Origin of the sequence: Burkholderia sp. M6-3 (assembly GCF_050858985.1) — a bacterium.
GTDB lineage: Bacteria > Pseudomonadota > Gammaproteobacteria > Burkholderiales > Burkholderiaceae > Paraburkholderia > Paraburkholderia caledonica.
This window is the reverse complement of sequence record NZ_CP110090.1, coordinates 2238774-2256965: the sequence shown is the minus strand read 5'-3', so window position 1 is coordinate 2256965 and position 18192 is coordinate 2238774. Positions and strand designations below refer to the sequence as shown.

The following is an 18192-nucleotide window of genomic DNA, read 5'->3' as shown; positions in this document are numbered from 1 at the left end:
TTTTTTGGAGCCGCCGTTTCGCCTGTCCGCGGCCGTCGCGCCGCGCGAATGCCGCGATTTTTCGAGTTTCGCGGCCGCGAACCATTTTTTGCATCCGCCAAAACGGATCACACAACACCATGCCTAAAAAACGTTCTTCACCCAATCGCAACGTGCAGATCGCCGATCAGATCCAGCGCGATCTGTCGGAACTGCTGCGCGAGGTCAAGGATCCGCGCATCGGCATCGTCACGATTCAGAGCGTCGAACTGACGCCGGACTACGCACACGCGAAGGTCTATTTCACGACGTTGACGGGCGATCCTCAACAGACGCTCGCGGCGCTCACGCATGCGGCGGGTCATCTGCATAATCAGCTGTTCAAGCGCCTGCATATTCACACGGTGCCGACGCTGCATTTCCATTACGACCAGACGATCGAGCGCGCCGTTGAAATGTCCCGTCTGATTGACGAGGCGAACGCCAATCGCGCGAAAGACGACTAAGCGCAGTCGGCGCACTCGTCCCGAGCCGCGCCACGTTGCGTGCGGTAAATTTCGGGTCGTCAAGGCGCAATATGCTGTTCCGGATTCCATAGAAACCCGTCTTCCCACATGACCGCACCTCAACGCCCCCGCGTGCCGCGCCGCGCGCTCGACGGCGTGCTGTTGCTCGACAAGCCGCTCGGCCTGTCGAGCAACGACGCACTGATTCGCGCGAAGCGCCTCTATCTGGCTAAAAAGGCCGGACATACCGGCACGCTGGATCCTCTCGCGACCGGCCTGCTGCCGCTGTGTTTCGGCGAAGCCACCAAGTTTTCGCAAGATCTGCTCGAGGCCGACAAGACCTACGAGGCCACCATGCGTCTCGGCGTTCGCACCACCACTGGCGACGCCGAAGGGGAGCCGGTCGACACGCGCGCGGTAACGTGCGACGAGGCGGCGGTTCTGGCGGCGCTGCCGGCATTTGTCGGCGAGATCGTTCAGGTTCCGCCGATGTACTCGGCGCTCAAGCGCGACGGCAAGCCGCTCTACGAATACGCGCGCGCCGGGCAGACAGTCGAGCGGGAAGGGCGCCAGGTGACGATCCACGTGCTCGAATTGCTCGCTTGCGCGCTGCCCGATGTGACGTTCCGCGTCACCTGTAGCAAAGGCACGTATGTGCGTACGCTGGCAGAGGACATCGGCGAGGCGTTGGGTTGTGGGGCTCATCTGGTTGCCCTGAGGCGCACCGGCGTCGGCGCGCTGACGCTCGAGCATGCGGTGACGCTCGACGCGCTATCGGATGCAACGGAAAGCGAGCGCGACGCGTGGTTACAACCGGTCGACGCCTTGCTGTCGACGTTCCCGTCCGTGCATCTGGACGAAGATGCGACGCGGCGCTTTTTGCACGGTCAACGGCTGAAGCTTTCCGAGCTGAGTCTGAGCAGTGAAGCGGCGAATGCGCCGCGCGTGAGGGTCTACGCCGCGCAAGGGCGTCTGCTGGGCGTCGCAAAACAGGGTGAGGGCGTGCTCGCGCCTGAACGCCTCGTCGTGACGACGGCGAACTAGTCCGGTCACGCGAACTGAAAGCGCGTGAGATACGCGTTCCGGCAGGCAATTCGGCTTAGCTGATTGCGCCGCTGCAATGAAAAAGGCGGGACCGTTATAGAGCGGCCCCGCCTTTTTTGCATCTCGTCGATTAGGGAATGAAACGCGAGATCAGTGCGCCGCCGCGGCTGCGGCACCGGCGTCGCCGCCGGCCTTCTCCGGTTTCGTGACCCAGATCAGCGCGATCAGCGCCACGAAAATGCCGGCGGAAATGAAGAAGATGTCGTTTACGCCCAGTTGTGCGGCTTGTTGCGTGGCCATCGAATTGAATAGGCCATACGCTTGAGGCTGACTGAAACCGGCAGCGCCCATCTGCCGGATCGACTGATCGAACACCGGGTTGTACGCGTTGGCGCGCTCGGTCAATTGCGCGTGATGCATGATCGTCCGATGGTCCCACGCGGTCTGGAAAATCGACGTGCCAATGCCGCCGCACATAATCCGCACGAAGTTCGACAAACCCGATGCCGCCGGTATGCGATTACCCGGCAAACCAGACAGTGTGATCGAAACCAGCGGAATAAAGAACCCGGCCATGCCGATGCCTTGAATCAGCGTGGGCAGTAGCAGCGAGTAGGTATCCACGCCGGTCGTATAACGCGAGCGCATCCAGAAGCACAGCGCAAATACGAGAAACGACAACGTCGCGATATAACGGGGATCGGTGCGCGGCAGCACCTTGCCTGTGATCGGCGACAGCAGCACGGCGAAGAGACCAACTGGAGCCATGACGAGACCAGCCTCGGTGGCCGTGTAGTCGATATCGGTTTGCAGCCACAGCGGCAGCAGAACCAGATTGCCGAAGTAAAGCCCGTAGCCGACCGACAGCGCTATGGTGCCGCCCGTGAAGTTTCGTTTGCTGAAGAGCGACAGGTCGACTACCGGATGCTCGGCCGTCAGTTCCCACACAATAAAGAACGCAAGCGCGATCACCGCGACCAGCGTCAACACGACGATAGTCGTAGACGAGAACCAGTCGAGGTCCTTGCCCTTGTCGAGCATGACCTGCAACGAGCCGACCCAGACGATCAACAGGCCGAGACCGACACCGTCGATCGGCGCCTTTCTGACGACGGAATCACGGTTGCGAAAGATCATCCACGTCGCGAGCGCGGCGATCGCGCCGACCGGAATGTTGACGTAGAAGATCCAGGGCCAGGAGATGTTGTCCGAAATCCAGCCGCCCAGGATGGGACCGGCGACCGGCGCGATCAGTGTGGTCATCGCCCACATCGATAACGCCATCGGCGCCTTGGCGCGAGGATAACTCGCGAGCAGCAGCGTTTGCGACAGCGGAATCATCGGGCCGGCCACTGCGCCCTGCAGCACGCGCGAGGCGAGCAGGAAGGGCAGAGTCGGCGCGAGGCCGCACATCCATGACGAAATCACGAACAGCACGATCGACGCCATGAAGAGGCGCACCTGGCCGATGCGGTCGGTGAGCCAGCCCGTGAGCGGCACGGAGATCGCGTTGGCGACCGCGAACGACGTGATTACCCACGTGCCCTGATCGGCCGACACGCCGAGGTCGCCCGATATGGACGGAATCGAAACGTTCGCGATCGACGTGTCGAGCACGTTCATGAAAACGGCGAGCGACACCGCGATGGTGCCGATCACCAGTTGCGCGCCCTCGAGCGGCGGGTGAGGGACTTGCGCCTGAGCCTGAGCCATTCAGAAGCCTTGTATGAGTCGCCGCGCGGCTTACATCAGTTTTGCGGCTGCGGGCTTGCTGGATCCGGACTGCGCGGCTTTATGCGTGCCTGCGTTCGGACCGGCGTTTTCCGCGATGATGCGAGCAATTTCCGCGTCGGCTTCGTCGCCATATTTAGCAAACACGTCCGTCTGATAGACGGTGTTCTGTGCGTTGCCCAGCTGGCCGCCGTTCTCGTCCTTGATGCTCACGTCGGCTTGCATCGACAGGCCGATACGCAGCGGATGCTTTTCGAGTTCCTGCGGATCGAGCGCGATTCGCACCGGCAGACGCTGCACCACCTTGATCCAGTTGCCGGTGGCGTTCTGCGCGGGCAGCAGCGAGAACGCCGAACCCGTGCCCGCCGAGAAACCCACCACCTTGCCGTGATAGACGACCGACGAACCGTAGACGTCGGCCGTCAGTTCGACCGGCTGGCCGATGCGCATGTGCTTGAGCTGCACTTCCTTGAAGTTGGCGTCCACCCACACGGCGCCCAGCGGCACGATGGCCATGAGCGGCGTGCCCGGCGAGACGCGTTGTCCGACCTGCACCGAGCGTTTCGCGACATAGCCGGTGACCGGTGCCGGCAGCGTGTTGCGCGCATTGTTCAGATACGCGTCGCGGACCTTCGCGGCGGAGGCCTGCACGTTCGGGTGATTCGCGATCGTGGTGTTGGCGGTCAGCGCGCGGTTCGATGCCAGTTGCTGTTGAGCAGCTTCGACGGCGGCTTGCGCGCTCTTGACGGCGTCACGTGCGTGCGAAATTTCTTCCTGCGACACGGCGCCGGTTTGCGCAACCGTCAGACGGCGCTTCAAGTCGTCCTGAGCGCGCGACAGGTCGGACTGACGCTGCGCAACTTGCGCCTGGTACTGGTTGTCGTCGGCGAAGAGACCGCGCACCTGGCGCACCGTCTGCGCAAGATTGGCTTCTGCCTGATCGAGCGCGACGCGGGCGTCGGCCGGATCCAGCACGACGACTGGGTCGCCGGCCTTCACCGTTTGCGTATCGTCGGCGTTCACCGCGACCACGGTGCCCGTAACCTGCGGCGTGATCTGCACGACATTGCCGTTCACATATGCGTCGTCGGTGTCTTCATGAAAGCGCGCCACGAGGAAATAGTACAGACCATAGGCGATAGCGGCGATCAGGATCACGATGACGAGCAGCGTCATCATTCGCTTGCGTTTGCCGCTGTTCGCCGGTTGTGCCGGTTTGTTCGGCTGTGCCGGTTGGTTGTTAGCCGCGGGCTGTTGGGGGGTGCTCATTGATGTGCTCCGGGTTCTCTCAAACGTCGTCGTTTATTCGGATGTTCGTGTGTGGTCTGTTGCGGTCGATACGGTTGCTTGACGGCGCGATCAGTTCGCGTCAGTTCACAGCGGCGGTCGCAGCCGGGGCGGATGACACGCCCGCCGCCGACGTAGAGACGGGTGCCGCAGAAGCCGGTGCTGAGGCGGCCGATGCCGCGGCGGCCGATGCCGGCGCGTCCGTCGGCACGACCAGGCCTGTCTGCGTCGCGTCGAAACCGCCGCCCAGCGCCTTGACGAGACCGATCTGCATGTCGCGGCGACGCATCTTGAGCGTGGTAACCGTCTGTTCGGCGGACAGGCGGTTCTGGTCGGCGGTCAACACCTGCAGTTGCGGAGACAGGCCCGCCTTGTAGCGGATCACGGCCAGTTCGTATGCCTTCGTCGACGCGTCGAGTGCGCGTTGAGCGTCGCCCGCTTGCTGGTCGATCGAGCGGATCGACGACACCTGCGTCGCGACATCCGACAACGCATTGATCAGCGTCTGGTTGTAGTTCGCCACGTTCAGCTCGAAATCCGCATAACGGCCCTTCAATTGCGAGCGCAGCGCGCCTGCGTCGAAGATTGGCAGGTGAATCGCCGGACCGAACTGGATCTGGCGGCTGCCGGCTGTCAGGAATCGGCCCCAGCCGAACGCGTCGAAGCCGAAGCCGGCTGCGAGGTTCACGTCCGGAAAGAATTCCGCCTTCGCTTCCTTGACGTCATGCATCGCCGCTTCGACTTGCCAGCGCGCGGCAACTATATCTGCGCGGCGCGCGACCAGATCGGCCGGCAGATTGTCCGGCAGCGCGACTGTATTGCCGACGCCGAGCGCAGGCTCCGCAATTTGCAGGCCACGATCCGGCCCCTTGCCGAGCAGCGCGCCCAATTGATAACGCACCACGGTGATCTGGCCGTCCAGATCGCTCAGGCTGGCCTGGCTCGACGCGATATTGCCCGTCGCGGTCTGACGCTCGACGTTCGTATCAAGACCCGCAGCAACGCGACCGTTCGTAATGCGGCCGATATCCTGGCGGTTGGCGATTTCGCGTGCGGCGATGTCACGCAGCGCGTAAAGCTGTGCAAGCTGGTTATAGGTGCTCGCCACGGACGCCGCGAGCGTCACGCGCGCCTGCTGCATGTCGGCTTCGGCCGCCTTTTCCTGCGACACAGCCTGGCCGAGGCGCTGACGGTTCTTGCCCCACAGGTCGAGATCCCACGAAGCGCTCGCGAGCACGTTGTTCTCGCTATACCAGGTGCCGCCGTACGGAGGCGGGTACAGCGCGTTGCTCGAGAACAGTTCGCGTGTCCACGAATAGCTGCCGTTGACTTTCGGGTAAAGCGCCGAGCGAGAGGTTTCGATGTACGACGACGCCTTTGCAAGACGCGCCTGCGCCTGCGCGATCGACGGGTTGCCTTCCAGCGCTTCGGAGATCAGCTTGGGCAACTGCGGGTCACCGAACTGGTTGGCCCAGTCGAGCGACGGCCACTGGCCGCTCTGGCCCGCGAGACTCTGGGAGGACTCATATTGCGCCGGCGACGAAATCTGCTTGTCGCTTTTGACACCGAAGTAGTTCGCGCACCCAGTGAGGGCGAGCGCTGCCACCGCGGCGGCGACAGCGGCCCGGCTCGAAAGCGCGGGCGCGGACAGGGAAAGGGATTTCATCGCTCGACTCTTTGAGTGGAATGTAATGATGGACGCTGCAAGCAATTTCTTACGATTTGCTGTCGTAATTGCTTGCCGCATCACGGGTCAGTCCCGTTTGTTCGCCAGAATTGAGCAGCACGCGACGCAGCATGCTCTTCAGAAAGCCCACTTCTTCCGGGGTGAAGCCGGAGAGCAGGTCATCGAGTACACCGTTGAAGATCTTCGGCATTTTTGCCGCGATCGCATGCCCTTCCGGTGTGAGCGCAAGACGCACGACGCGCCGGTCTTCGTTGCTGCGCACCCGCGTGAGCAGGCCGCGCTTTTCGAGACGGTCGATCAGGCGGGTGACGGCGCTTGCGTCAATGCCGTATTCGCGCGCGAGTTCGGCCGCCAGCAGGCATTTCCCGCTCGCGACCATGAACAGGATGCTGCCTTGCTGACTGGTGATACCAAGCTCCGCCATGCTGCGCTGGGTCACAAGGTTCGACATGGTCGATTTCACGCGCGACAGCAGATAGCCGACACTTTCGCCTAGCTGGTATTCGCTGATCTCAGGCGCTGGGGTTGAGGACGGCTCCGTCATGATTCTCGTGCGAATGCAATGGTTGACTAGGCACAATTATAAGAGTCGGATGATTGACGCGGCAAGCGTTATTACAGCTTAGGCAAGGATATTTCCGCGCTCAAGCAAGAATCGGCGCGTTTTTGCGTATGGGTAAGGCCGTCGGGACGTCAGATTTACTCATGGCGAAGACGGTGCCGCAGCGCTTCCTATCAGGGAATACCAGAAAGCGTCATTGGTGCGTGCTATAATGTTGGGTTCCCAAAAGTGCGCATTGGGCTTGTCGTGGTTTTTATCCTCACATTGCTCTTATACGAAGAGCGAAGCGGCATGAGCAAGCGGCGCACTCAACTGTCTCCAGGTTTCCTATGACCCGCGCCCTACGCAACATCGCCATCATTGCCCACGTCGACCACGGCAAGACTACGCTCGTCGACCAGCTCCTCCGCCAGACCGCCACGTTCCGTGACAACCAGCAGGTTGCCGAGCGTGTGATGGACTCGAACGACATCGAAAAAGAACGTGGCATCACGATTCTTTCGAAGAACTGCGCGGTCGAATACGAGGGCACGCACATCAACATCGTCGACACCCCGGGCCACGCGGACTTCGGCGGTGAAGTGGAGCGCGTGCTGTCCATGGTCGACTCGGTGCTGCTGCTGGTGGACGCCGTCGAAGGCCCGATGCCGCAAACGCGCTTCGTGACCAAAAAGGCACTGGCGCTCGGTCTGAAGCCGATCGTGGTGATCAACAAGGTGGACCGTCCGGGCGCACGCATCGACTGGGTGATCAACCAGACGTTCGACCTGTTCGACAAGCTGGGCGCGACCGACGAGCAGCTCGACTTTCCGATCGTCTATGCGTCGGGCCTGAACGGCTATGCCGGTCTGACCCCGGACGTGCGTGAAGGCGATATGCGTCCGCTGTTCGAAGCCGTGCTCGAGCACGTGCCGGTTCGCGCGGCCGACCCGGAAGGCCCGCTGCAATTGCAGATCACCTCGCTCGACTACTCGTCGTATGTCGGCCGTATCGGCGTGGGCCGTATCACGCGTGGCCGCATCAAGCCGGGCATGGCAGTCGCCGTGCGTTCGGGTCCTGATGGCGCGATTCTGAACCGCAAGATCAACCAGGTGCTGTCGTTCAAGGGTCTTGAGCGCGTGCAGGTCGAGTCGGCTGAAGCGGGCGACATCGTGCTGATTAACGGTATCGAGGAAATCGGCATTGGCGTGACCATCTGCTCACCGGAACAGCCGGAAGCGCTGCCCATGATCACCGTCGACGAACCGACACTCACCATGAACTTCCTCGTCAACTCGTCGCCGCTCGCCGGCCGCGAAGGCAAGTTCGTCACGAGCCGTCAGATTCGTGATCGCCTGATGAAGGAACTGAATCACAACGTCGCGCTGCGCGTCAAAGAAACCGGCGACGAAACCACGTTTGAAGTGGCGGGTCGCGGCGAACTGCACCTGACCATTCTCGTGGAAAACATGCGCCGTGAAGGTTACGAGCTGGCCGTGTCGCGTCCGCGCGTGGTGATGCAGGAAATCGACGGTGTGAAGCACGAGCCGTACGAGAACCTGACCGTCGACATGGAAGACGCGCACCAAGGCGGCGTAATGGAAGAACTGGGCCGCCGCAAAGGCGAAATGCTCGACATGGCGTCGGACGGCCGTGGTCGCACGCGTCTCGAATATCGTATTTCGGCGCGCGGCCTGATCGGCTTCCAGTCGGAATTCCTCACGCTCACGCGCGGTACGGGCCTGATGAGCCACACGTTCGACTCGTATCAGCCCGTCAAGGAAGGCTCGGTTGGCGAGCGCCGCAACGGCGTGCTGATTTCGCAGGACGACGGCGCAGCAGTCGCTTACGCGTTGTGGAAGCTGCAGGACCGCGGCCGTATGTTCGTGTCGCCGGGCGAGCCGCTGTACGAAGGCATGATCATCGGCATTCATAGCCGTGACAACGACCTGGTCGTGAACCCGATCAAGGGCAAGCAACTCACCAACGTCCGTTCATCGGGTACCGACGAAGCAGTGCGCCTCGTGCCGCCGATCCAGATGTCGCTGGAATACGCGGTCGAATTCATCGACGACGACGAACTGGTCGAAGTCACGCCGCAATCCATCCGTCTGCGTAAGCGCTACCTGAAAGAACACGAGCGTCGCAGCGCGAGCCGCAAGGGCGCGGTAGATTAAGCAGCGCGCAACGGCTTCTGGCCTTCGCTTGAGTTGTTAGTAAAAAGCCACCTTTGGGTGGCTTTTTGCATTTCCGGAGTGCATTCGCGTTATTTGAAATTGCCGCTGAAGCCCGTCGCTGAAGGCCCGAGCGGCGATCCGTCTGCTATCTGCGATATCCGTTATGTGATATGCTCCCCGGGTGCAAAGTTTTAGGTCCTTCCAAGCAAGACTTGATTCGCGCAATCCGCTAAACGGTCAGGCCGTGTCGCGGAAGGTTCTGTAACCCGCTATTTCTCGAGAAACTCGAAGAAAGGTGAGCGTAAAAATGATGAAGCAATTCCAGTCGAACTCTTATCTGTTCGGCGGCAATGCTCCGTACGTAGAAGAAATGTACGAAGCATATCTCGACAACCCGGCGTCAGTGCCCGAGAACTGGCGCAGCTATTTCGACGCGTTGCAGAACGTTCCTGCATCGGATGGCACTAATGCCAACGACGTGGCCCATGGCCCGATCGTCGAATCGTTTGCACAACGGGCCAAGGCCAACGCCTTCATCCCGCGCACGGCAACCGGCGGCGAAGACCTCGCTACCGCGCGAAAGCAAGTCTATGTGCAGTCCCTCATCGGCGCATATCGCTTCCTCGGCTCGCAATGGGCCAATCTCGATCCCCTGAAGCGCCGCGAACGTCCCGCAATCCCCGAACTCGAACCCGCGTTCTACGACTTCACCGAAGCCGATATGGACGAGGAATTCAGCGCCACGAATCTGTATTTCGGATTCGAACGCGCTTCGCTGCGTGAGATCGTCAAGGCATTGCGCGACACGTACTGCGGCACGATCGGCGCCGAGTACATGTACATCAGCGATCCGGAACAGAAGCGCTGGTGGAAGGAAAAGCTGGAGTCGATCCGCTCCACGCCGAATTTCTCGAACGAGAAGAAAAAGCACATCCTGAATCGCCTGACGGCTGCTGAAGGCCTCGAGCGCTTCCTCCATACCAAGTACGTCGGCCAGAAGCGCTTCTCGCTGGAAGGCGGCGAAAGCTTCATCGCGTCGATGGACGAAGTCGTGCGTCACGGCGGCGCACGCGGCGTGCAGGAAATCGTGATCGGCATGGCTCACCGCGGCCGTCTGAACGTGCTGGTCAATACGCTTGGCAAGATGCCGGCTGACCTGTTCGCCGAATTCGAAGGCAAGCACGTCGACGACCTGCCGGCCGGCGACGTGAAGTACCACAAGGGTTTCTCGTCGGACGTCTCGACCGAAGGCGGCCCGGTTCACCTGTCGCTCGCGTTCAACCCGTCGCACCTCGAAATCGTCAACCCGGTGGTAGAAGGTTCGGCGAAGGCGCGTATGGACCGTCGGGGCGACGACAGCGGCCTGCAAGTGCTGCCGGTGCAGATCCACGGCGACGCGGCTTTTGCCGGTCAGGGCGTCGTGATGGAAACGCTGAACCTCGCGCAAACGCGCGGTTACGGCACGCACGGCACGCTGCACATCGTCATCAACAACCAGATCGGTTTCACGACGTCGGACCCGCGCGACTCGCGCTCCACGTTGTACTGCTCGGACGTCGTCAAGATGATCGAGGCGCCGGTGCTGCACGTGAACGGCGACGATCCTGAAGCCGTCGTTCTCGCCACGCAACTGGCTATCGACTTCCGGATGCAGTTCCACAAGGACGTCGTGGTCGACATCGTCTGCTTCCGTAAGCTGGGTCACAACGAGCAGGACACGCCGGCTGTCACGCAGCCGCTGATGTACAAGACCATCGCAAAGCATCCGGGCACGCGCGCGCTGTACGCCGAAAAGCTGGTGCAACAAGGCGTGATCACGGCCGAAGAAGGCGAGGAATTCGTCAAGGCCTACCGCAAGGCGATGGACGAAGGCCATCACACGGTCGACCCGGTGCTCTCGAACTACAAGAGCAAGTACGCAGTGGACTGGGTGCCGTTCCTGAACCGCAAGTGGACCGACGCAGCCGACACGGCTGTGCCGCTCGCGGAACTGAAGCGCCTCGCTGAGCGCATCACCACCGTCCCGGAAAACTTCAAGGTTCACCCGCTCGTCGAGCGCGTTCTGAACGACCGTCGCGCAATGGGCCGTGGCGAAGCGAAGCTCGACTGGGGCATGGGCGAGCACCTCGCGTTCGCGTCGCTGGTCGCCTCCGGCTATGCGGTGCGCCTGACCGGCCAGGACTCGGGCCGCGGCACGTTCACGCACCGTCACGCGGTGCTGCACGATCAGAACCGCGAGCGCTGGAACGACGGCACTTACGTGCCGCTGCAGAACATCGCCGAAGGTCAGGCGAAGTTCACGGTGATCGACTCGGTGCTGTCGGAAGAAGCGGTGCTCGGCTTTGAATACGGTTACTCCACGGCTGAACCGAACACCTTCGTCGCATGGGAAGCGCAGTTCGGCGACTTCGTGAACGGTGCGCAGGTTGTGATCGACCAGTTCATTTCGTCGGGCGAAGTCAAGTGGGGCCGCGTCTCGGGCCTGACCATGCTGCTGCCGCACGGCTATGAAGGCCAGGGTCCGGAGCACTCGTCGGCGCGTATCGAACGTTTCCTGCAACTGTGCGCAGACCACAACATGCAAGTGGTTCAGCCGACCACGCCGGCGCAGATTTTCCACCTGTTGCGCCGTCAGATGATCCGGCTGTTCCGCAAGCCGCTGATCGTTGCTACGCCGAAGTCGCTGCTGCGTCATAAGGAAGCCGTCTCCGATCTGTCGGAACTGGCGAAGGGTTCGTTCCAGCCGGTGATCGGCGAAGTCGAAGAAACCATCGACGCGAAGAAGGTCAAGCGCGTGCTGGTGTGTTCGGGCCGCGTGTACTACGACCTCGTCGCGCATCGCCGCGAAGCGAAGGCGAACGACGTCGCGATCGTCCGTATCGAACAGCTGTATCCGTTCGCTCACAAGCAGTTCGAAGCGGAGATCAAGAAGTACGACAACGCGACGGAAGTGGTCTGGGTGCAGGACGAGCCGCAGAATCAGGGACCGTGGTTCTACATCGAGCACCATCTGAAGGAAGGCATGAAGGAAGGACAGAAGCTGGCATACAGCGGCCGTCCGGCTTCGGCTTCGCCGGCAGTCGGTTACTACGCGAAGCACTACGAGCAGCAGAAAGCGCTGGTCGAAGGCGCTTTCGGCCGCCTCAAGAGCGCGTCGATCGCTAAATAAAGAGAACAGACGAACCGGGAAAGCGCAGTGCGCTTTCCCGTGCCGCGTTCAGCGACCGCATAAAGGTCCAGACGCGGCAAACATGGTTCGCAGGCGGTCGTCGTTCACCGCGCCGTCACCCGATACGTATTCAGGATATTCATAATGGCTATTGTTGAAGTCAAGGTTCCCCAGCTGTCCGAGTCGGTCTCGGAAGCCACGATGCTGCAGTGGAAGAAGAAGCCCGGCGAGGCTGTTGCCCAGGACGAAATTCTTATCGAAATCGAGACCGACAAGGTCGTGCTCGAAGTGCCGGCACCCTCGGCCGGCGTGCTGGCGCAAGTCATCGCGAACGACGGCGACACCGTCACGGCCGATCAGGTCATCGCCAAGATCGACACGGAAGGCAAGGCAGGCGCCGCCGCTGTCGAAGCGGAAGTGAAACCGGCTCCGGCCGCCACGCCCGCCCCGGCCGCCGCACCGGCGCCGGCTGCTCAAGCCGCATCCGCAACGGGTGCGAACACCGCTGCTTCGCCGGCTGCCGGCAAGCTGATGGCGGAGAAGGGCTTGTCGTCGGGCGACGTCGCCGGCACGGGCCGCGACGGCCGCATCACCAAGGGCGACGTGCTGACGGCAGGCCAGACCGCTCCGGCTGCGAAGCCCGCCGCGCCTGCACCGGCTGCAGCAGCGAAGGCCGCCCGGCCGTCGCTGCCGGACGTCAAGGGCCCGGCATCGGCCGACCAATGGCTGAAGGACCGCCCGGAGCAGCGCGTGCCGATGTCGCGTCTGCGTGCGCGTATCGCCGAGCGTCTGCTCGAGTCGCAGCAAACCAACGCGATCCTGACCACGTTCAACGAAGTGAACATGGCGCCGGTGATGGACTTGCGCAACAAGTACAAGGACAAGTTCGAAAAGGAACATGGCGTGAAGCTCGGCTTCATGTCGTTCTTCGTGAAGGCGGCTGTTCACGCGCTGAAGAAGTTCCCGCTGGTGAACGCGTCGATCGACGGTAACGACATCGTCTATCACGGCTATTTCGACATTGGTATCGCTGTCGGTTCGCCGCGCGGTCTGGTGGTGCCGATCCTGCGCAATGCAGATCAGCTGAGCCTCGCCGAAATCGAGAAGAAGATTGCCGAATTCGGCCAGAAGGCGAAAGACGGCAAGCTGTCGATCGAGGAAATGACGGGTGGTACGTTCTCGATCTCGAACGGCGGTGTGTTCGGTTCGATGCTGTCGACGCCGATCATCAACCCGCCGCAGTCCGCGATCCTTGGCGTGCACGCAACGAAGGAACGCGCCGTGGTCGAGAACGGCCAGATCGTGATCCGCCCGATGAACTACCTGGCGCTCTCCTACGATCACCGGATCATCGACGGCCGTGAAGCCGTGCTGTCGCTCGTCGCCATGAAGGATGCGCTGGAAGACCCGGCGCGCCTGCTGCTCGACCTGTAAGCGCCGCTTTTATCGGTGCCGGCTTGCTATCGCGCGAGCCGGCGCCATATAAAGCATCAGGCAAGCACCACGTCTTTCGCATTCCGCAGTACAGGAACGATCCGCGCCACGAAGTGTGGCCGCGCGCCGTTCCGTCATCAAAAGGATTGTCATGTCCAAAGAATTTGACGTCGTCGTGATCGGCGCAGGTCCTGGCGGTTATATCGCCGCCATCCGCGCAGCGCAGCTCGGCAAGACCGTCGCATGTATCGAAAAATGGAAGAACCCGGCCGGCGCGCTGAAGCTCGGCGGCACGTGTCTGAACGTGGGTTGCATTCCGTCGAAGGCGCTGCTCGCGTCGTCGGAAGAATTTGAAAACGCATCGCATCACCTCGCTGACCACGGCATCTCGGTGGAAAACGTGAAGGTCGACATCTCGAAGATGATGGCCCGCAAAGAGGGCATCGTCGAGAAGATGACGAAGGGCATCGAATTCCTGTTCCGCAAGAACAAGATCACGTGGCTCAAGGGTCACGGCAAGTTCACCGGCAAGGCGGACGCCGGCGTGCAGATCGAGGTGAGCGGGGAAGGCGAAACGGAAGTGGTCACGGCGAAGAACGTGATCATCGCCACAGGTTCGAAGGCACGCCATCTGCCGAACATTCCGGTCGACAACAAGATTGTCGCCGACAACGAAGGCGCACTCGCTTTCGACACGGCACCGAAGAAGCTCGCAGTGATCGGCGCAGGCGTGATCGGCCTCGAACTGGGCTCGGTGTGGCGCCGTCTGGGCGCGGAAGTGACCGTGCTCGAAGCGCTGCCGGAATTCCTCGGCGCGGCTGACCAGGCGCTCGCGAAAGAAGCGGCCAAGCAGTTCAAGAAGCAGGGTCTCGACATTCACGTCGGCGTGAAGGTCGGCGAAGTGTCGACCACGGAGAACAGCGTCACGATCAATTACACGGACAAGGACGGCAACGCGCAGAAGCTCGAAGCCGACCGCCTGATCGTGTCGATCGGCCGCGTGCCGAACACCGACAACCTCGGTCTCGAAGCGATTGGCCTGAAGGCCAACGAACGCGGCTTTATCGACGTCGACGATCATTGCGCGACGGCCGTGCCGAACGTCTACGCGATCGGCGACGTGGTCCGTGGACCGATGCTCGCGCACAAGGCCGAAGACGAAGGCGTGCTGGTCGCTGAGATCATCGACGGTCAGAAGCCGCATATCGACTACAACTGCATTCCGTGGGTGATCTACACCGAGCCGGAAATTGCGTGGGTCGGCAAGACGGAACAGCAACTGAAGGCGGAAGGCCGCGAAGTCAAGACGGGCCAGTTCCCGTTTATGGCGAACGGCCGCGCGCTGGGCATCAACAAGGCGGACGGTTTCGTCAAGATGATCGCCGACGCGAAGACCGACGAACTGCTCGGCGTGCACATCATCTCGGCGAACGCATCGGACCTGATCGCAGAAGCCGTGGTCGCGATGGAATTCAAGGCGGCGTCGGAAGACATCGGCCGCATTTGCCATCCGCACCCGTCGCTGTCGGAAGTCATGCGCGAAGCGGCACTCGCCGTGGACAAGCGCGCACTGAACATGTAATCGCGCGCACGCCTGACTGAACGTACTCTGGCATCACCACAAAGGCGGGCGGGTTCACTCCCTCCCGCCTTTCTTTTCGCAGCAACACGATGAACGTCACCGAATACTACGAAAAAGAACTGCAGACGCGGGGCTACCAATCCGATCCGGCGCAACGCGCGGCGGTCGACCGTCTGCAGCGGTGCTACGAAGAGTGGGTCGAGTACAAGTCGCGTCGCTCGAACGCGTTGAAAAAGCTCATCAACCGCCCGGACCCGCCGCGCGGCGTGTACATGTGGGGCGGCGTAGGGCGCGGCAAGAGCTTCCTGATGGACAGTTTCTACATGATCGTGCCGGTGCAGCGCAAAACACGGCTGCATTTTCACGAATTCATGCGCGAAGTGCATCGTGAACTGGAGGAACTGAAAGGCCAGGCCGATCCGCTCGACGAACTCGCGCGACGCGTTGCGAAGCGCTACCGGCTGATCTGTTTCGATGAATTCCACGTGTCGGACATTGCCGATGCGATGATCCTGTACCGCCTGCTCGACAAGCTCTTCGAAAACGGCGTGCAGTTCGTGATGACGTCCAACTACGACCCCGACACGCTGTACCCTGACGGCCTGCACCGCGACCGCATGCTGCCGGCCATCGAGCTTATCAAGGAGAAGCTCGATGTGATCAACGTCGATGCAGGCATCGACTACCGGCAACGCACCCTCGCTCAGGTGGAGGTGTATCACACGCCGCTCGGCGCGGCCGCGGACAAGGCGTTGCGCGACGCGTTCGCGCGCCTCGCCGCGGTCCCTGACGAAAGCCCGATCCTGCATATCGAGAAGCGCGAGTTGAAGGCGCTGCGCAAGGCAGACGGCGTTGTCTGGTTCGATTTCGCGACGTTGTGCGGCGGTCCCCGTTCGCAGAACGACTACCTTGAACTGGCGAGCCGTTTCCACGCGGTGATTCTGTCAGCGGTGCCGCAGATGTCGGCGCGCATGGCGTCGGAGGCGCGCCGCTTCACGTGGCTGATCGACGTGTTCTACGACCACAAGGTGAAGCTGCTGATGTCGGCTGCGGTGCCGCCCGAGGAGCTTTACGTCGATGGCCCCATGGCTAACGAATTCACTCGCACGGTGTCCCGGATCGTCGAAATGCAGAGCAAAGAGTATCTCGATGCACCGCGCCGGATCGTCGATACGTCGCTGACCTGAGTGGTGCCCGGGCTGTTTCCGCAAACCAGCGGACGGTCCTTTTGCGATAGCTCACGCCGCTTCGGCCTAGCGGACTAGGTCGAAAGGCGTATTTTCAGGATTCGGATTGCTCTGATGTTCCGTGTTTGGGCGACTGGCTATCTTTGTCGAGTATCTGACAAAGGAGAAACCATGAACCCCTACCGCGATATGAACGACGAAGAGTGGCAACGCATTGCGCCGTTGCTGCCCGAACTGCGCCCGCGCTCGGAACTACGCGGACGCCCGCTTGCTAATACCCGTTCTGTCCTGAACGGCGTGTTGTGGGTAATGTATAGCGGCGCTACCTGGTCTGCCATGCCGCGCAAATACCCGTCTTATCAAACCTGTCATCGCCGCTTCAAGGCATGGTACGAATCCGGCGTATTAAAGCGCGTCATGGAGCAGTTGTTCGGCACAGCCAGTGAAGAACTTTGCGCAATGATGGAGGCGCGCATGCGCACGCACCTGAGCGCGGAACAGAAAAGCGTGGTCGCAGTAGAAAAGGCGCCGGTGCCGGCAGCGCCTACGGTGCCCGCGTCGCACACGTCGCACACGTCGCACAAGCCGGCACCGGCCAAGCCCTTGCCGTCTTCTCCGTTTGCTTTCGCGTCGCCCTTCAAACACGCTGCATGACGACTTTAATCACGCGACATCACGTAAAAACGGCCGCACGATAATATCGTCGGCCGTTTGTCTTGGTCTTTTGGATTGATCAGCGCGGGCCGCGCTCATTCGCTATTGCTGACGAACCCACGTTTGCGATCGGCCAAGCAACGACACGCCGATGTATCCGCGCACTACGAGCTTGTTGCCGCCTTCCTCCAGATGCATTTTGCACTTGTATAGCTTGCCGTTTTCCGGGTCGAGAATCTGCCCGTGATCCCAGGCTTCACCGTCCTTTTTCATGTCGCTAATGATGGTCATGCCGAGAATAGGCTGATCCTTGCGCGCGTCGGTGCATGCGGTACAGCGGCGATCCGGCTGGTCGTTCGGACCGAGACCCTTGATTACCTTGCCGCTTAGCGCGCCATTGCCGTCCTGGGAGATCTGCACGAGTGCTTTCGGTTGGCCGGTGTGATCGTCGATAGTCTGCCAGGTGCCTACCGGAGTGTCCGTTTGCGCCATCGCGGTGACGGCGCTGGCGAGAAGCACGCCGGCAAACGCTGCATGTTTCGCTGTGCGAAGCGCAACCGCGCGAGCGCGTTGAGTGGATTGCATCATTGTCTTCCTCCTTGTTAAAAGACGGCGCGATCGTGGTCGCGCAGCGTTTTTGGCATCGCGTGAAGCCGTATCACAAGACGTTAGACTCGTGATCTCGCGTGATGCTCCGTGTTCTCCTGACGCCAGCGGCGCGAGCCCGGGTTCGCGGCTTCGTATGGCCGCTTCATGACGTCAGCGCAGAATACGATAAGTGTGCGTCAAAGTGCGGCTACCGTTTGATAGTGGAACCTCTAATCAGACTGCGGCACTTTGCGGCTGCATTGAACTGATACCAGAGCATAGCTTCGATACGCGGCCTGAACGACGCGCTTTCGGCAGGTGTTTTGCCAGACGCTTGTAGCACCTAAAGGTCCCAGGCTGTAGTGCTTCGTGTCGTCGGTCCGAGGGCTAAGGTGATCGACGAGCCCTCAACGGCGGGTGAGGGCCCGCATGCAGACAAACGCGCGTCATATCGAACGAAACGCACGGGGTGACATGGTGCGGAGTTTCGTTAAACCTCTGCGAACGCAGGGCAGATCTGCGGCATCGGCCGTGGCCCAAGTGGCCCAAGTGGCACTGCGCGTTGCCCGCTGATCGCTTTAATGTGGACCACTAATGACTGACGGAAAGCAAAGCTGTACGGCGAT

The 18192-nt window shown here is 61.4% G+C and carries 13 protein-coding genes; 8 read left to right on the top strand and 5 right to left on the bottom strand.

What is annotated here, in order from left to right; genetic code table 11:
* Nucleotides 1-119 precede the first annotated feature (119 nt).
* Together rbfA and truB are read left to right on the top strand one after the other, a co-directional pair.
* A complete protein-coding gene (rbfA, locus tag OH764_RS09750; RefSeq protein WP_027777275.1) occupies nt 120-485 on the top strand; it encodes a 30S ribosome-binding factor RbfA in 366 nt (121 codons plus the stop codon).
* A gap of 108 nt (nt 486-593) precedes the next feature.
* Complete coding sequence (gene truB, locus OH764_RS09745) at nt 594-1529, top strand: tRNA pseudouridine synthase B (RefSeq protein ID WP_498846637.1); 936 nt, start codon at nt 594-596, stop codon at nt 1527-1529.
* A gap of 150 nt (nt 1530-1679) precedes the next feature.
* Here truB and OH764_RS09740 read toward each other — a convergent pair whose 3' ends face one another.
* From OH764_RS09740 to OH764_RS09725, 4 genes are all read right to left on the bottom strand, one after another.
* Complete coding sequence (locus tag OH764_RS09740; protein WP_498846636.1) at nt 1680-3242, bottom strand: efflux MFS transporter permease; 1563 nt, start codon at nt 3240-3242, stop codon at nt 1680-1682.
* A 30-nt stretch (nt 3243-3272) separates the two neighbouring features.
* Nucleotides 3273-4529, bottom strand: coding sequence for an HlyD family secretion protein (locus OH764_RS09735; protein WP_498846635.1), 1257 nt, complete (start codon nt 4527-4529; stop codon nt 3273-3275).
* Between the two features lie 100 nt (nt 4530-4629).
* Complete coding sequence (locus tag OH764_RS09730; protein WP_498846634.1) at nt 4630-6213, bottom strand: outer membrane factor lipoprotein domain-containing protein; 1584 nt, start codon at nt 6211-6213, stop codon at nt 4630-4632.
* 49 nt (nt 6214-6262) lie between these two features.
* Nucleotides 6263-6778, bottom strand: a complete 516-nt coding sequence (locus tag OH764_RS09725) for a MarR family winged helix-turn-helix transcriptional regulator (RefSeq protein WP_027777272.1) — start codon at nt 6776-6778, stop codon at nt 6263-6265.
* Nucleotides 6779-7125: 347 nt separating this feature from the next.
* Between OH764_RS09725 and typA the strand changes: the two genes are divergently transcribed.
* The 6 genes from typA to OH764_RS09695 all read left to right on the top strand — a co-directional run bounded on the left by typA (nt 7126) and on the right by OH764_RS09695 (nt 16978).
* A complete protein-coding gene (gene typA, locus OH764_RS09720; protein WP_020070123.1) occupies nt 7126-8952 on the top strand; it encodes a translational GTPase TypA in 1827 nt (608 codons plus the stop codon).
* 307 nt (nt 8953-9259) lie between these two features.
* Entirely contained in the window at nt 9260-12121 is a 2862-nt protein-coding gene (locus OH764_RS09715; RefSeq protein ID WP_020070124.1) for a 2-oxoglutarate dehydrogenase E1 component, read from the top strand.
* Nucleotides 12122-12265: 144 nt separating this feature from the next.
* Nucleotides 12266-13555 (top strand): 2-oxoglutarate dehydrogenase complex dihydrolipoyllysine-residue succinyltransferase, encoded by a 1290-nt coding sequence (gene odhB, locus OH764_RS09710; RefSeq protein WP_498846633.1) that lies wholly within the window; start codon nt 12266-12268, stop codon nt 13553-13555.
* A 151-nt stretch (nt 13556-13706) separates the two neighbouring features.
* On the top strand, nt 13707-15137 hold the full coding sequence (gene lpdA / locus OH764_RS09705) for a dihydrolipoyl dehydrogenase (protein ID WP_498846632.1): 1431 nt from the start codon (nt 13707-13709) through the stop codon (nt 15135-15137).
* 89 nt (nt 15138-15226) lie between these two features.
* The gene (gene zapE / locus OH764_RS09700; protein ID WP_020070127.1) at nt 15227-16324 is read left to right on the top strand and encodes a cell division protein ZapE; all 1098 of its coding nucleotides are present in this window, start codon (nt 15227-15229) and stop codon (nt 16322-16324) included.
* 171 nt (nt 16325-16495) lie between these two features.
* Nucleotides 16496-16978: a transposase gene (locus OH764_RS09695; protein ID WP_498846631.1), complete on the top strand. Its 483-nt coding sequence runs from the start codon at nt 16496-16498 to the stop codon at nt 16976-16978.
* A gap of 102 nt (nt 16979-17080) precedes the next feature.
* On the opposite strand, the gene OH764_RS09690 is transcribed toward OH764_RS09695, so the two are convergent.
* On the bottom strand, nt 17081-17566 hold the full coding sequence (locus tag OH764_RS09690) for a DUF2147 domain-containing protein (RefSeq protein ID WP_498846630.1): 486 nt from the start codon (nt 17564-17566) through the stop codon (nt 17081-17083).
* Nucleotides 17567-18192: the final 626 nt, after the last annotated feature.

Excerpts from the sequence above, each read along its gene's own strand:
- rbfA (WP_027777275.1), top strand. The coding sequence starts at position 120 with ATGCCTAAAAAACGTTCTTCACCCAATCGCAACGTGCAGATCGCCGAT.
- truB (WP_498846637.1), top strand. The coding sequence starts at position 594 with ATGACCGCACCTCAACGCCCCCGCGTGCCGCGCCGCGCGCTCGACGGC.
- OH764_RS09740 (WP_498846636.1), bottom strand. The coding sequence starts at position 3,242 with ATGGCTCAGGCTCAGGCGCAAGTCCCTCACCCGCCGCTCGAGGGCGCG.
- OH764_RS09735 (WP_498846635.1), bottom strand. The coding sequence starts at position 4,529 with ATGAGCACCCCCCAACAGCCCGCGGCTAACAACCAACCGGCACAGCCG.
- OH764_RS09730 (WP_498846634.1), bottom strand. The coding sequence starts at position 6,213 with ATGAAATCCCTTTCCCTGTCCGCGCCCGCGCTTTCGAGCCGGGCCGCT.
- OH764_RS09725 (WP_027777272.1), bottom strand. The coding sequence starts at position 6,778 with ATGACGGAGCCGTCCTCAACCCCAGCGCCTGAGATCAGCGAATACCAG.
- typA (WP_020070123.1), top strand. The coding sequence starts at position 7,126 with ATGACCCGCGCCCTACGCAACATCGCCATCATTGCCCACGTCGACCAC.
- OH764_RS09715 (WP_020070124.1), top strand. The coding sequence starts at position 9,260 with ATGATGAAGCAATTCCAGTCGAACTCTTATCTGTTCGGCGGCAATGCT.
- odhB (WP_498846633.1), top strand. The coding sequence starts at position 12,266 with ATGGCTATTGTTGAAGTCAAGGTTCCCCAGCTGTCCGAGTCGGTCTCG.
- lpdA (WP_498846632.1), top strand. The coding sequence starts at position 13,707 with ATGTCCAAAGAATTTGACGTCGTCGTGATCGGCGCAGGTCCTGGCGGT.
- zapE (WP_020070127.1), top strand. The coding sequence starts at position 15,227 with ATGAACGTCACCGAATACTACGAAAAAGAACTGCAGACGCGGGGCTAC.
- OH764_RS09695 (WP_498846631.1), top strand. The coding sequence starts at position 16,496 with ATGAACCCCTACCGCGATATGAACGACGAAGAGTGGCAACGCATTGCG.
- OH764_RS09690 (WP_498846630.1), bottom strand. The coding sequence starts at position 17,566 with ATGATGCAATCCACTCAACGCGCTCGCGCGGTTGCGCTTCGCACAGCG.